The sequence below is a fragment of the Chryseobacterium sp. T16E-39 genome, assembly GCF_002216065.1.
Classification (GTDB): domain Bacteria; phylum Bacteroidota; class Bacteroidia; order Flavobacteriales; family Weeksellaceae; genus Chryseobacterium.
In genome coordinates this window covers 462,321-476,994 of record NZ_CP022282.1, presented here as the reverse complement: position 1 = coordinate 476,994, position 14,674 = coordinate 462,321, and the positions used below count along the sequence as shown (strand labels likewise).

Genomic DNA, 14,674 nt, shown 5'->3' with positions numbered 1-14,674 from the left:
CTGGTGTAATTGTATGGTGAACTTTTCGGAAGATTAAACAGAGTGTATTAATGAAAACTTTCTTTAAATGCTTTTATGGAATTTTTCACTTTTAGTTTTTCAAGAATATTCTGACGGTGGCGACTGACGGTATTGACGCTGATGAAGAGAAATCCAGCTATTTCTTTGCTTGTAAAACCTTCTCCTACAAACTTCAGGATTTCTAATTCTCTTTGGGTTAAAATAGTTGTATAATTAAGCCTGTCTTCTACTATCACCTCTCCTGTTACGGAATTGATAATAAGAAAATCTGAAGGCAAAAGGATCGACTGATCAATGGAAATACCATAAAGACATAAAGAAAATCTTAATTTCCCGTTGTATGGTGAATAGATATAGTACATTCGGTGCTGTACAAATTTATATTCATCATTCTCGTCTTTTACGCGTATTCTCGATACAACATTATAATCTGTGCGGGCTTTTGGATCTAATGAATCCATGAGCTTAAAAAATCTTAATTCATGAATGTATTTTTTAAGCTTGTCATCCGGATGTATTTTTTTGAGAATTTCTTCTTCCCAGATTGAGTCTACCACAGATGGATTTTTACCTTTACTCAACCCAAGTTTTAAAGCGGTATTGGATTTATAGACATAACTTTTATTATCACGCATGTCACTTAACACTGAAATTGAATTTTCTATTTGGCAATACATTAAAGCAACATTCTTATATATATCAATATCCAATAAACATTCATCTTTTTTGTGTGGTTCCTTATTCAGTAATGTTTCATTCAATGTCTCTAGAATCTTCATAAAATGGTTATTTATCAGTATTGATACTGCTTCAGTTAAGTTATACTTTTGCTAAATTAATAATTTACATCCAGTTATAATTATAACAAAATATATTTGTGCGATGAAGCGAATAATTGTAGGGTTTTGTATACTAGTGTCGATCAATAAGAGTTTTGCTCAGACTTTAGAAAAAATGACCTGGTTTAATGAACCGGAAAAGTGGGAGGTCAAAAACAACAGCCTCTCCATGTTTGTAACCCCTCAGAGTGACTATTGGAGGATTTCCCATTATGGTTTTACAGTAGATGATGCACCATTTTATTATACAACTTATGGCGGAGAGTTTGAAGCTAAAGTAAAAATCAATGGAAGCTATAAAGCCAGATTTGATCAAATGGGCTTAATGTTAAGAGTCGACAAAGAAAATTACATCAAAGCTGGAATTGAATTTGTGGATGGTAAGTATAATCTGAGTACGGTAGTCACACATACCACAAGTGACTGGAGTGTTATTACTTTAGATAAAATTCCACCGGCAGTCTGGATAAAAGCGGTAAGAAGACTTGATGCTGTTGAGATTTTCTACTCCTTTGATGATAAAAATTATACATTAATGCGTAATGCCCATCTACAGGACAATACACCGGTTATGGTTGGATTGATGGCAGCATGTCCGGATGGCACAGGTTTCAATGCCATTTTCGAGAATTTCAAAGTAAAACACTTACCTGATGAACGTCGTTTAAAATGGCTTGAAAACAATAAATAATGATTGAATTACACTTCAATATACAGTCAATTTTTTTTAACACCTCTCTTTTAGGGAGGTTTTTTATTGAGTGAAAGGTAGAAATGTGCAAAATACTTTTGCTGCTTTCTTCTCGTACGCATCTTTTAGCGAGATCAACATTGCTGTTCTGATCATATTTTTTCCTTTAATAGGAATAGTAGCCAACTGATCCTGACCGGTCACAGTGGTTTCCGCTAAAATAGTACACCAGTTTCCGTTTTTTACAACTTCCAGTAAAGCTGCCACATCATTGATCTGCATCAAAACATCAGGTTTAAGCCCGGCAGTTTCAAAGGCTTTCATCACAAATCTTGTGGTACTATACCCTCCACTCGGCATAACAAGAGGAAAATCAACAATTTCCTTTAAGGTCACTGTTTTTTTATCTGCCAGATTAGAATTTTTTGAAACAACCAAAGCCATTGGTGAAGTAAAAAGAGGAATATAGGTAAATAGTTTTTCCCGCGTTCCTTTGGCAAAAGTAAGCGCAAAATCGAGCTCCCCATGGTGAAGCTTTTCCATCAGCTCAGACGTTGTCCCAAAAACAATATTTATCCTTACTTCAGGATACCTATTTGAAAACTGAATCAAAGCTTTTATCATCGTGGAACGCAGTCCATAAGTGACTCCCATAGATAGCTCACCACTCTTTAATTCTTTAAGATCCCTCAATGCCAGAAAGCCTTCCTGAGATTTCAGGAGGCTTTTTTGAGCATATTTTGCAAAAACTTCACCTGCTTCCGTTAACGTAATTCTTTTCCCAATCCTGTTGAAAAGAGGGATTCCCAATTCATCTTCCAACTGTTTAATCTGTTGAGAAAGTGTACTTTGGCTGATGTATAAATGATTAGCAGCCTCTGTAAAATTGAGCAGTTCTTTAGCTTTTAGAAAATATCGCAGCTGTCTAAGTTCCATTTGTAATTTTCGATTTTATATCTCATACCGTAGATGGTACTGTACAAATTTAGCAAATAGACTGCTTACAACACTATGTCTCTACAGCAAACCGGTCATCGTTTATTGAAGGTCTTATACAGGAATAATTCAGATGCTTTGTCATTTTCAAATTTAATGGATAAAATTACCCTTCTTCCTATCCATGTTTTTCCGACTTCATAAATCCAGATTTCGTTATCAAAACAATTAAAACCGTAGCCCAGCTCTTGTGCCACTTCATAGCGAGTCTTCCCAATTAAATTAATAAATAGTTGTTTTTTCATCATTGTATTTTGACATCAGGCATCAAAAAACAGACCATAACAAGGCATAAAACCCTGTATTTCCCAACATTTTGAAAAGACCGTGCAGCATTGAAAAACAGACAATTAAGCCAAGTCAAAAAACATTAAAAAAATTTAAATTAAAACCTTTAGACCAATTGTTTCAAAAGTGAATTATCAATCATTTTAATGATGATTTTACACCTCATTATTTTGAAAGATTTTTAAAAATAAAAATGATAATTATGAATTAATGGAAGAAAAGAACTTAGCATTTCCTGAAGCTTTTGTAAAAAGCAATTTCTGAAGCGTTTTTTCCTTTAAATTTAATCGATAGAATAATCCTTCTGCCTATCCAGGTTTTCCCAACCTCATAAGTCCAGACTTCATTATCGTGAAAATTAAAGCCATCTCCTATTTCTTTGGTAATTTCATCACGGGTTTTTCCAAGCAAATGCTTGAATTTTTCTCTCATCATCGTATTGTGTTTGATCATAATGATCAAAAAAGAGACCAAAACCATTACGCTTATTTCATCAACAAAACATATAAACTCCTAATAAACAACAGGTTGATTTTATATTAAAATTAAGTAATGTCTATGAATTTATTTCACAAACTCAACTATTTTACTGAATAAAAAAGATAAGGCTGAAAATCTCTATAGGGGAACCGGGTCGTTTCCAGCCTTAAACATTTGTACTTCTAGAAAAGCGTATCTATTGGTTATGCTTCTATAATTTAAAAAAAAGTATCCTTTAAAAAAAAGAATTAACATGGAGAAAAAAGCAACCGAGCAAAAATATCACTCTCATTCCTGTAAATAAAATTATTTACATAGAATAAAAAATCACTTCTTATAGAAATAATTCTAACCTCAACATAGATTTTATTTGAAATTCATTTCCCATAAAAGAATGCTTGAAGAGGAAGTTCTTAAAAACACATTTTCAAATATATTATGTATTTTGGTTAAGTTTTTGAAGTAAAAATTTCAAATATGCATCAAAATATTTATCTTGTTTATTATTGACATTAAAAAACATTAGCAAATTATGATTTTTGAAGATGATTCTCACTCAGCATTGCAGGATAAACATAATTTATCGTTTGTAAAAAATATTATTAATTTCCATGGGGATAAGTCCTTAATATTAGATTCTTTACGCAAGATAAAGAACTGTACTTTATGTGAAATAAAGAAAAAGAGAATTGACAAATATATTTCTGATTATATAAACTCCTTTAATCTGTCTGTTGAAAATGAAAACCTTCATCATGTATCGGAAGCCTATAAACTTTCTCCCGACTATGCAAGACAGTCCTATCAGAAAGTACTCAAAGAAGATGAGTACCTCCAAAAGCTCCTATCGATTCTCAATATTGAGTAATCAGTGGGTATAATTGATTCTCTCCTCTTCTAAATCTATTCTCATTAAATGTTTTCTGATGATATCTTCGTCATATTGGTTATCATGGTTCTGGTCAACAAGCCATAATCTTTGCTGATTAAGAATATCCATATAAGCCAGTTTCACCTCGGGAGAAATTCTGATCTGGGCATCGTCTCCAATTTTGGTTTGCCATTTATCACGGATGTTCTGTAAAAATGGACTTGTCTTCAACATTTCACCATAATTTTTAGTAATGTGTTCCAGGGTGTATTGAGCCATTTCTCTTTTAATCTGCTCATCAGCTTCTTCATCCGGAAGATGATCGTTAAAAGAAGGCATATTGACCTTTTTGATAATAAATGGTAGAGTTAACCCCTGAAGAAGAAGAGTCGTCAAAATGACAATAAAAGTAATAAACAGGATCAGGTTTCTCTGAGGAAAATCAGGTCCTCCGGGATATAACTGAATGGGTATGGAAAGTGCAGCCGCTAATGAGACTACCCCACGCATTCCTGTCCAACCTAAGATCAGTGGAGCTTTAAATCCGGGACTTCTCTTATCTGCGACAGGGATATAATTTCTGGCTATTAACGTAATTATTACCGCACCATATGCAGACAGAATCCTTACAACAACAAGCACCCCCGTTATTAAAAGTCCGTAGCCCACCGCTGCTGAAAGGCTTACTCCCTCTAAACCTGAAGTAATTTCCGGCAGATCTAAGCCGATAAGCATAAAGACCAACCCATTTAAGACAAATGCAAAACTTTCCCAAACATTGATCCCCCGTAACCGGGAAGATGCACTTAGAATACGATGTCGGTGATTCGATAAAAGCAATCCACCACTTACTACGGCAAGCACTCCTGAACTATGAACCTCTTCTGCACAAATGTACATGATGTAAGGAGCAACAATCGTAAGAATAGTATCCATATTGGCATCTGTAGGAAGATACTTGTGGCATTTCATGAAAATCCATCCGATGAACACTCCAATTCCGATTCCTCCGATAACCATCCATGAAAAACTTAATGCAGCTTCGTGCCACACAAACTGTCCTGTAGCTACAGCGATGAGAGCAAACCGTAGAATGATCAGTGAAGAAGCGTCATTTAAGAGACTTTCGCCTTCTAATATGGACGACATTCTTTTGGGAACTTTTACAAACTTTAAAATAGCTCCCGCGCTTACAGCATCTGGTGGAGATACAATACCCCCTAATAAAAAACCAAGTGCCAAGGAAAATCCAGGTATAAAGTAATTAGCAACAAAAGCTACACTAATTGCGGTAAGAAAAACCACAATGAAAGCAAAGCTTCCAATAACCCGTCGCCATTTCCATAGTTCTTTCCACGAAATAGCCCACGCTGCTTCATACAGTAAGGGAGGAAGAAAAATAATAAATATAAGTTCGGGATCGATCTTTATTGAAGGGATCCCGGGAATAAAACTGATCAGTAATCCTGCTATCACCAAAAGAACCGGATATGCGACCTTTATTTTATTAGCCAGCATAATCAGTAAAATAATAGCGAAGATAAGCGACAAGTAGAAGGGAAAATTTTCAATCATTATATCATGTTTTAGAAGTACAATGATAATGATTTGCAGACTTTTAATCCAAAGAAAAAATAAAATTTATAATACAAAAAGATAAGTCTTACATTAATTTCAATATTGATTTCTGATTTTTTTATACATATAAAAGAGAATTAATGGTGTCCCCTTTCCATATATACATGAGATTTACAGGATCCGGAAGATAATAAACCCCGTCAATTAAAAATTTATACTGATATTTTCCTTCAGGTATAGCAATCTCACAATACCAATATCCTTTCTCCTTTTTCATTTTTATGGGTTGCTTTTGCCAGCCTGTAAAATCACCAATCAGTTCCACAGTTTCTGCTCCACTCCATTCTCGGATTTTAAATACAACATTCCCATCTTTCCTTTTATAAAATAAATTAGCAAGGTAATTATCCGGGGAAGATTTAAATACTGCATCAAAACAGGTCTTACTTGAAGAAAAATTACGATTGTATTTATAAGCAATTCCCAACCAGTTTGCTAATTCATTATTTTTCTTATCCTGTTTTTGAAGATCAGAGAAAAACTGAACTGCATCTTCCGTTTTGTTTTCGGACAAGAGATGAGCTCCGAACTGTATTGCATCATTATTATTGAAATTAAAAACTTTAGATGAGTCCCGCTTTAGTTCATTGTATCGATAAATCACTTCTTTAATTCCTTTCTGCTTATACTGATCTTTTAAAACCGTAGTTAAGCTATAAGGAAAATACGCAGCCATATCTCTGAAATGCTTTCCTTTTTTAAGTTCTACAGAAAGATTTATAGTGCGTGGAGTTTTGAAATCATTTTTATAATAAAGGATTATTTCCTGCTTTTTTAAATTAACAGCCATTGAATAATTTGTAACAACATCTCCTGGCCATTTCTGGGCTGCTTCACGAAGAATACCAGAAACATTATCCTTATTAAAGGATTTGAATGCAGTCAATTTTGAATACGCTGTTTCCCTTCGCCAGCAAACTTCCTTGTGTCCATTGGCAATACAGTAATTCGTTAAAGAAAAATTACGATCTGTTTTTCTGACTACATAATTACCATGAACCGTTGCATAATTTCCGGAGGCATCACCAATAAAAAGCTGTGCCCCGGATAATTTCACCAAATTAAACTGATTGATAAAACCCAACGCTTCCTCTACTGTTTTACAGCTTTTCAGGATATCGTTTACGACTTCCTGCTCCCGCCTTTTTTTTAAAGGACTAATAATAACGGGAATATCATCAATCGCAGTGTAGTCCATGAAAAGTCCATATTCATTAAGTCCACCCTGTGGATATTGCCACATCTCAGAATCGTGCCCATCAAGCTTTTCAGACCACAACATATAACCGAGCGATGTGTTTTCTTTAGGGAAATACCATAACCGGTAATTCATTTCAGAACTTTCATCTTCATTATTTCCTATCCATATGTTTTTCCCGTCATTTGCCATGAAAATGGTACACGCTTTCCCCAGCGATGTGGTAAAAAAAGCTACTATCAAAAAATAAAGACGGATTCCAAGAATATCCATTGCAGTAGGTTTGGAACAGAATTATATATCCTGTTTGATTAAATTAAAGCTTTTAAGAGTTCCATTTCTCAACACTTCAATTTGTATTTTTTCAGTACTCCTAAGTGCTTCCTTAAACTTAAAAAAGTCTTCACAGACCGTTTCTTCATTTAATTTATTTCCATTATAAGATATCAATACATCATCATAATTTAGTCCTTCCTTTTCTGCAGACATTTTCTCATACAGCTTCGAAACGTACAGTTTCTTGTTTTTAAGATTGATATCAAATCCAAAACTACGAAGAGGTTCTATTGTGAAATTCTCTGTATAAGGAGTCAGAATAAGTTCATTATCTCTGCTATTGATCGTAATAATGAAGTATTTACTCAGTTCAGATCCCAATAAATTATGATTGTTTGAAGATTCAGAATAAGCAGGTATTTTATCAAAAGTAAACCCGGCAATTTCAGCCTTATCAATTCTGGAAATCATTGTCTTTTCTTTGACTACTCCATTGGCGCCAATACTTCCTTCGCCTTGTATATTTTTTATGGGAGTCAGATTCAGCTTTCCAAATGTTTTATCTGTGAGTGAGAAAAATCCGCCATATCCAAAATCCAGCAAAAATTTTTCTTTTACCCCATTTACTTTTATGGAGATGAAAGGGTTATAGGTTTTATCCCATTCAATCTTCAATTTTTTCCCGTTTTTAATATGAGATAAATTATTGATCTGATCCGTAAATCTGATTATCGATTTCCTAGCATCGATTTGCCATATCGCTTCTTTGATAATTCCTTTTCCTATTAATCCTCCATTAGTAAAGCAGTTAATAAGTGGCGCTTCATCAAAATCAAAATTAAAGACTCCAACATTTTTAAAACCAACAGATCCAATTTGTAATGAAGGCAGTAACACAAGATCCATTTTAGACTTTTTCTGATTTGAACTTCCAACTTCTACCTGTAATTTGGTTTTAATATCCTCTTTACTGAGAATTTTAGTATTGACCGTATTATAACCTCCGGTATCAAATATATAGTCATAGGTATTTTCCTTATTCTTTACTTTAATAATAAAATATCCTAATCTGTTTTCAAAACGAACGGAGTCTAAAAAACTTTTTGACTGTAGCTCAGCTGCATTTGCCAGGGTAAGCTGCTCTTTAGCACTTTGTCCGTAATATAAGCTACAGATCAACATAAAAAATATAGAAGCACTTATTTTCTTAAGTAAATTAATCATGATGTGATAGATTAAAATTTTAATATGGATCCATTTTTCCCATCCTTACTTCCCAAAACTACGGGTAAACAATTCAATTGACAGACGACAATACAGACGCTTTTTCTAATATCCCATCTTTTGTGTAAAATTCAGTTTTTACAATACCATATCCCGGACTAAACCATTCCCAAATTTTCTTTTGTAAAGGGATAGAAATTCCGGCAATATTGTACTCAAAATTAAGGTTATATTGTATTTTTTCAGATTTAAATTCTCCGGCAGAAGTTTTGACTGTCTCCTGACCAATCACTTTCCGATTTGTTATACTGAATAAGATATCCGTTTCTTTATCCCCCACTCTCATTTTAAATGATTTCCTGACGTCTTTACCAATTTCTTGACCTATTTTCATCTCAGAAGGATACGATAAAGATATTGTAAAACCCGGAATATCTGAAACAGGAAAATTAATTTTAAGATTGTTATTAATGCAGAAAACTTGTTGTGAAAATTCTGCTTTAGTCTTGCTGTCAGCGTTATAAGTAATGGTCGGATATTCGGATAAGGCCATATTTTCACCCTTATTGATATTTCTGGTATTTCCGATATCCTTTCCTGATACATTTCCTTTAGCGTCATAGTGTAAGAATACGACCTCTGTATCTTTTCTGAAATAATAAAAATCAGAACAGCCCTGTGCAGAAAGGCAGGTATTCCCAAAGATAATATACACAACAAAAATAAAGTAAGCCCTCATCATAGCTATTTAAGTTCTAAAACAAAAATATAGATCTGAATTAAAATCAGCATCAGATTTTATACGTATAGGCTTATTTCTTATACAAAAATGAGATGAAAAATGAAAAACCGATCAATCCTTCTTTTTGATAAATTCATTTATAAATTCATTTCTGTACGTATTTCCAAGCGGAAGCTCAATTCCCTGAAGATGTACAGCGTGAGGAGAAACGGAAAGGACATGATGATAATTGACAATATATGATTTACTGATCCTCTTAAAAAACTGAGGAGGAAGCTGGGAAAGTATTGTTTTAAGATTCATAGCTGTTATGATCTTATTATCTTTACTATTGATAATGGAATAATCTTTCATGCCTTCGATGAAGAAAATATCTTTATGTAATATTTTATAGATCCTCCGGTCTGCCCTTACTATAATGCTGTTTTCTCCAATAGATTCAAAACTGCTTTTTTCAAAATCGTCCGATAAAAAATAATTAAATTCTATTGCCTTTGTAGCTGCTTTTAGAAAGCGGTCTTCGCTGATTGGTTTTAAAAGATAATCTATAGCATCAATTTCATAGCTTTCGAGAGCATACTGAGCGTGAGCGGTTGTAAAGATCACCAATGTTTTTTTTGAAATACTTTTTGCAAACTCAATTCCATTGATCCCGGGCATTTCAATATCTAAGAAAATAAGGTCCACTACATTCTTTTCCAGATACAGTCTGGCTTCGTTCGAGTTCTTGAAAAGTCCTTTTACAATAAGATCGGGAACCTTAGCTGTCAAGTTTAATATTCCTTGCCTTGCAATGGGCTCATCATCTACAATAATGCAGTTCATAATGTTAAATTTAATTCTACACTAAAGACATTGTCTTTGCTTTCTATCTTAAGACTATGCTGTTCCGGAAAAAGCAACTGTAGTCTTTTCTTGATATTAGCCAGACCAATTCCTTCATTTTTCTCTTTCTTATTAGTATCCAAATTGGTAGAATTGATACAAACAAATTTCAAATTATTATCATCAAGCTGAAAACGGACCTCCACGTAAGGGTTTTCATTATCAACATGCTTTACAGAATTTTCTACAAAAGGAATGAAAAGCAGCGGTGGAAGAAATGCATCTTTCTGGGATCCGTTAAATGAAAGATCATATTTAAAATTATCTTTCCTTAATGATTCTATAAAAAGAAAATTTTTAATAAAAGTAATATCAGCACTAAGTAAAATAGAATCCTCAACACCATCATAAATCTGATATCTTAGGAGATCGGATAAATTAAGAATGAGTTTTGAGGCTAGCTTTGGATTCGTTTCCGTGAGAATATTAATATTATTCAGTGTATTAAAGAGAAAATGGGGTGAAACCTGATTTTTCAGGATGGATAATTCATTCTGAAAATTTAATTTCTGAATCCGATTGAGTTTTTCCAGATGGATCACAAGATATTGGAAAACCTTTATGGCTGTGGTAAAAGAGATTAAAATGATAAAAGTGGTTAAGAAATAAACTAATCCTGACAGCCAGTTCTGTCCCAGGGTCGGATCTTTTGAAACTCTGTAATCGGACAATAAAATTTCTGCTGAACAGATAAGCAAGAAGGTAGTAACGCCCAATACTAAGATCGTCAGAATATATTGATATACCTTCCCCTTCAGTAATAATTTGGGAACAAGGACATAAATGTTACAATAAAAAACAAGCATAATGTAGATGAAATCGACAATACTTGCATAGAAGTTTATTTCACTGGTATAGCCTCTGTCTTGCGGGTTGATGACATATAAAAGCAAAAAAATAGTGCATAAAACAACATGTCTCAGAATGCGGTATTTTTTCGACAACAAAAGCAGTTGCCATAATTTTTCTTTTCCAGGTTGGATATCAGCTCCTATTAAGTTTTCCTGCATTAGTTTATTTAAGAAAGTTAAAAATACAAAATTTCAAAATCTTTCAAAGATCATAAAATTTAAAATAATAGGTTATACATAATCGGTTTAAACGATCAATATTATCGAAAATAAACGTTTTATAGATTAAAAATTTATCTTGAAATTTGTGTAATGCTTAATGCTAACTTATTAAGCGGATATTCTTTCTTATGAACTTACCTGAAAAAGCAGATAAAAAAAGTAAACGTTTTCAATATATCAAACTGTGTATTTTCCTTTCAGGACTATCTGTATTTGCTCAACTCTATCTTTTCCAGCCTTTGCTTCCCCTTGTAGCTGACTATTTCCATACCACTGTGGGAGATAGTTCATTACTTGTTTCCTCTTCGACCATAGGAATGGCAGCCGGACTTTTTTTCTTTGCTTTTAATGCGGACAGCTATTCCAGAAAGGGGCTCATGGCTTTTTCATTACTATCTTCGGCAGTCCTGACCATTCTTTCTGCATGGATTCCCAATCTTCCTTTATTGATCTTTATCGGGGTTCTAAAAGGCTTTGTTATTTCAGGTGTTTCGGCAGTTGCCCTTGCTTATCTTACGGAAGAAGTTCATTCTTCTGTAGTTGCTTTAGCAATTAGTATGTACCTCAGTGGAAACACGATTGGGGGAATGAGCGGAAGAATAATGGCAACCCTCCTTTCCGGAGAGCTTGGATGGCAAAAAGCAGTATTGATCATAGGAATTGAAAGTCTTATTTTAGGGCTCATATTTTGGAAATTATTTCCCGGATCGAAATTTTTTGTCCCTCAAAAAGTAGATTATCATCTGAAAATAAAACAGATGAAAAGGTTTCTGATGGACTCTTATATGCTTAGATTGTACTTGGTTGCTGCGCTTATCATGGGAGCTTTTGTAAGTGTCTACAATTACCTGACCTTCCGTTTGGAGGCTGCTCCATTTTCTCTTAATCATTTTTATATAGCATTTATATTTCTAATGTACACTTTCGGGGTTTTTGGAACGATGATCACAAGCCGTTTATCAAAAAGAATCGAACAGAAAAATATATTGCAGGGAGCTATATTATTTATGATTGGAGGTATTGTGCTTTTACTTTCTGAAAATATCTATATTGTTATTTTCGGCCTGGGACTCTTCACCTTATCATTTTTCGCGGCGCATACCATGGCAAGCCAGATGACTGCACTTCGCGCAAAGGATGGGAAATCTTCTGCGACTTCAATGTATTGGTTATTTTATTATTTTGGTTCCAGTATTTTAGGAAGTGGTACCGGTTATTTATTGCATGGCACATCGTGGACTTATTTCATCTTTTTCCTTATTATTGCTATACTTACCGCCTATTTACTTGCATCTTTTAAATTAAAAAGAATTCACAAAATATCATAAGTAAAACTAATTTGTTTTAAGTAATATTTAATAATTCATAAAAGATAGGTTAATATATTAACACATATTTAAATAAAATATATTCTGTAAGGCATAGTATTTGCAACTCTATTTTGTACTACCTCATTTTTAATAACCTCCTTAATACTAAATATTATGAACGTTGCAGACTTAAAGATTAGAAATTTAGTTGAGTACAAAAATCAAATTTTCACGATTACAGAAATTTTTCAAAATAACACAAAAGATTATTTTGTCAAGATTGAAAATGATATCCAAACAATCTCTGCTCCGGCAGATGCCATTAATCCTATTCAGATCACCGGAGAATGGCTGGAAGAGTTCGGATTTTCGAGAACATACAGTTCTGAACAGCGCATCCGCTATGAACGACCTGAAGAGTTTATTAAATATGATATCGATCTGAGTCCCAAAAAAATTGTAGAGGGTTTAAAGATCTATGGCAACTCAATCCGATGCAGATATATTCACGAATTTCAAAATATATTTTCATGCTTATTTGGAAAAGAAGCATTTACAAGAATTCAATTTCATCAATAATGGAAATAATAGCTATATAAAAAACCACAATTTTTAAGGATTGTGGTTTTTTTTATCTTATTTTTTTCTGTTATTTCCTCAAAGGTCTGAATGCCTCACGAAGTTCCTGTGCAAATACCTGAGGTTCTTCCCATGAAGCAAAGTGTCCTCCTTTTTTTGCCTGGTTAAAATAAATCAGATTTGGATAAGCTTTCTCTGTCCAGCTTTTTGGAGCCTGATAGATCTCACCGGGGAATACGGTAACAGCTACAGGTACTTTTATTTCTCTCGTTTTCTGCTCTACTACATTGAAATTGTTATTATTGTTTTCCCAATACAATTGTGCTGATGAAACAGCAGTATCAGTGAACCAATATAAACTGATGTCATCCAGCATTTCGTCTTTTGTAAGAGATTTCTCTGCATTACCACCACTATAGGTCCATTCATTAAATTTATCCAGGAAGAAAGAAGCTAGTCCAACCGGTGAATCTGTAAGTCCATACCCTAATGTCTGGGGACGTGTCACCATCATTCCGGCATACCCACCTCCTCGGGTATAGAGTTTATTCAGTGAAGTAAACGCTGCTTTTTCATCTTCAGGTAATCCTTCGGGAGCCGGACCTCCTGCTTTCAAAACATCTGCTATTTCTGCAGGTACAGTTGCCGGCATATTCACATGGATTCCTAAAAGACCTTCCGGAGCCTGTCGACCCATTGCATCAGCAATTACAGCACCCCAGTCACCTCCCTGTGATACATAATGATGATATCCCAGACGTTTCATCAATACATCCCAGCTTTTTCCTATCTTTTCAACACCCCATCCCGTAGTCTTTGGTTTCTCTGAAAATCCGTAACCCGGCATTGACGGTATAATCACATCAAAAGCATCTTCTGCTTTTCCTCCATATTTTGTTGGATCTGTAAGCGGTTCAATCGCTTTTAATTCTTCAAATATAGACCCTGGCCATCCATGAGTAATGATTAAAGGCATTGCATTTTTATGTTTTGAACGAACATGTATGAAATGAATGTCCAAGCCGTCAATTTTAGTAATAAATTGTGGCAACGAATTTAATTTGTTTTCTGCCTTATGCCAGTCATATCCATTTCCCCAATATTTTACAAGATCCTTAATCTGCTGTAGCTTCACTCCCTGTGACTGATCGGTTACCGTCTCTTTATCTGGCCATCTTGTTGAGTTGATACGTTGACGAAGTTCTTTAATGGCAGTCTCGGGAATACTTACATGATAAGGACGAATAGCATCAGTTCCTTTGGTCGTATTTTGTGCAAAACTTGTTGCTGATAATAATACGAATACGCTTGCAGTAAGTGTAGCTTTTAAATTGTTTCTTTTTGTTTCCATTGTTTTGATTTTAAATAAGTTGATTTTTAATTATTTCTTCGGCAAATGTATTTTGCTAAAGAGCGCCAATCAATCATCACCTGGTTCAACCAGACTAAATAGGTATTGAACCAGTCATTTCAAAACTTAAAATCTACAATCCCTTTTTTCACGTTAATTATTGTATAATCTCCCTCTTTTCATGTTCCTGTATAAAGGAATTTAGATTCCTA

15 protein-coding genes are annotated in these 14,674 nt (G+C 34.0%); 4 read left to right on the top strand and 11 right to left on the bottom strand.

All coding sequences use genetic code 11. The features are described 5' to 3' along the window. Nucleotides 1-47: 47 nt before the first annotated feature. Nucleotides 48-800, bottom strand: a complete 753-nt coding sequence (locus CEY12_RS01900; protein WP_089026085.1) for a response regulator transcription factor — start codon at nucleotides 798-800, stop codon at nucleotides 48-50. Between the two features lie 103 nt (nucleotides 801-903). On the opposite strand from CEY12_RS01900, the gene CEY12_RS01895 reads away from it, so the two are divergent. Continuing rightward, nucleotides 904-1,551, top strand: a complete 648-nt coding sequence (locus tag CEY12_RS01895) for a DUF1349 domain-containing protein (protein ID WP_089026084.1) — start codon at nucleotides 904-906, stop codon at nucleotides 1,549-1,551. A gap of 63 nt (nucleotides 1,552-1,614) precedes the next feature. Here CEY12_RS01895 and CEY12_RS01890 read toward each other — a convergent pair whose 3' ends face one another. From CEY12_RS01890 to CEY12_RS01880, 3 genes are all read right to left on the bottom strand, one after another. After that, nucleotides 1,615-2,487: a LysR substrate-binding domain-containing protein gene (locus CEY12_RS01890; protein WP_089026083.1), complete on the bottom strand. Its 873-nt coding sequence runs from the start codon at nucleotides 2,485-2,487 to the stop codon at nucleotides 1,615-1,617. A 95-nt stretch (nucleotides 2,488-2,582) separates the two neighbouring features. Further along, a complete protein-coding gene (locus tag CEY12_RS01885; protein WP_089029748.1) occupies nucleotides 2,583-2,792 on the bottom strand; it encodes a hypothetical protein in 210 nt (69 codons plus the stop codon). Nucleotides 2,793-3,060: 268 nt separating this feature from the next. Next, nucleotides 3,061-3,270, bottom strand: coding sequence for a hypothetical protein (locus CEY12_RS01880; protein ID WP_228409770.1), 210 nt, complete (start codon nucleotides 3,268-3,270; stop codon nucleotides 3,061-3,063). A gap of 577 nt (nucleotides 3,271-3,847) precedes the next feature. Here CEY12_RS01880 and CEY12_RS01875 point away from each other — a divergent pair. Continuing rightward, nucleotides 3,848-4,183 carry a hypothetical protein gene (locus CEY12_RS01875; RefSeq protein WP_089026082.1) on the top strand — a complete coding sequence of 112 codons (336 nt, stop codon included), beginning with the start codon at nucleotides 3,848-3,850 and terminating at the stop codon, nucleotides 4,181-4,183. Here CEY12_RS01875 and CEY12_RS01870 read toward each other — a convergent pair whose 3' ends face one another. The 6 genes from CEY12_RS01870 to CEY12_RS01845 form a co-directional block, all read right to left on the bottom strand. Then, nucleotides 4,184-5,761 carry a Na+/H+ antiporter gene (locus CEY12_RS01870; RefSeq protein WP_089026081.1) on the bottom strand — a complete coding sequence of 526 codons (1,578 nt, stop codon included), beginning with the start codon at nucleotides 5,759-5,761 and terminating at the stop codon, nucleotides 4,184-4,186. A 121-nt stretch (nucleotides 5,762-5,882) separates the two neighbouring features. Beyond that, nucleotides 5,883-7,295 carry a hypothetical protein gene (locus CEY12_RS01865; RefSeq protein WP_089026080.1) on the bottom strand — a complete coding sequence of 471 codons (1,413 nt, stop codon included), beginning with the start codon at nucleotides 7,293-7,295 and terminating at the stop codon, nucleotides 5,883-5,885. Nucleotides 7,296-7,316: 21 nt separating this feature from the next. Continuing rightward, nucleotides 7,317-8,522, bottom strand: coding sequence for an aspartyl protease family protein (locus CEY12_RS01860; RefSeq protein WP_089026079.1), 1,206 nt, complete (start codon nucleotides 8,520-8,522; stop codon nucleotides 7,317-7,319). 73 nt (nucleotides 8,523-8,595) lie between these two features. Continuing rightward, complete coding sequence (locus CEY12_RS01855) at nucleotides 8,596-9,264, bottom strand: hypothetical protein (protein ID WP_157676734.1); 669 nt, start codon at nucleotides 9,262-9,264, stop codon at nucleotides 8,596-8,598. Between the two features lie 111 nt (nucleotides 9,265-9,375). Then, on the bottom strand, nucleotides 9,376-10,089 hold the full coding sequence (locus CEY12_RS01850; RefSeq protein ID WP_089026077.1) for a LytR/AlgR family response regulator transcription factor: 714 nt from the start codon (nucleotides 10,087-10,089) through the stop codon (nucleotides 9,376-9,378). Then, nucleotides 10,086-11,159, bottom strand: coding sequence for a sensor histidine kinase (locus tag CEY12_RS01845; protein WP_089026076.1), 1,074 nt, complete (start codon nucleotides 11,157-11,159; stop codon nucleotides 10,086-10,088). The genes CEY12_RS01850 and CEY12_RS01845 overlap by 4 nt, the downstream gene beginning before the upstream one ends. Before the next feature lie 191 nt (nucleotides 11,160-11,350). On the opposite strand from CEY12_RS01845, the gene CEY12_RS01840 reads away from it, so the two are divergent. Together CEY12_RS01840 and CEY12_RS01835 are read left to right on the top strand one after the other, a co-directional pair. Beyond that, complete coding sequence (locus CEY12_RS01840) at nucleotides 11,351-12,550, top strand: MFS transporter (RefSeq protein ID WP_089026075.1); 1,200 nt, start codon at nucleotides 11,351-11,353, stop codon at nucleotides 12,548-12,550. Between the two features lie 156 nt (nucleotides 12,551-12,706). Continuing rightward, nucleotides 12,707-13,111, top strand: a complete 405-nt coding sequence (locus tag CEY12_RS01835; RefSeq protein ID WP_089026074.1) for a hypothetical protein — start codon at nucleotides 12,707-12,709, stop codon at nucleotides 13,109-13,111. Nucleotides 13,112-13,181: 70 nt separating this feature from the next. Here CEY12_RS01835 and CEY12_RS01830 read toward each other — a convergent pair whose 3' ends face one another. After that, nucleotides 13,182-14,462, bottom strand: coding sequence for an epoxide hydrolase family protein (locus CEY12_RS01830; protein WP_089026073.1), 1,281 nt, complete (start codon nucleotides 14,460-14,462; stop codon nucleotides 13,182-13,184). Between the last annotated feature and the right edge of the window lie 212 nt (nucleotides 14,463-14,674).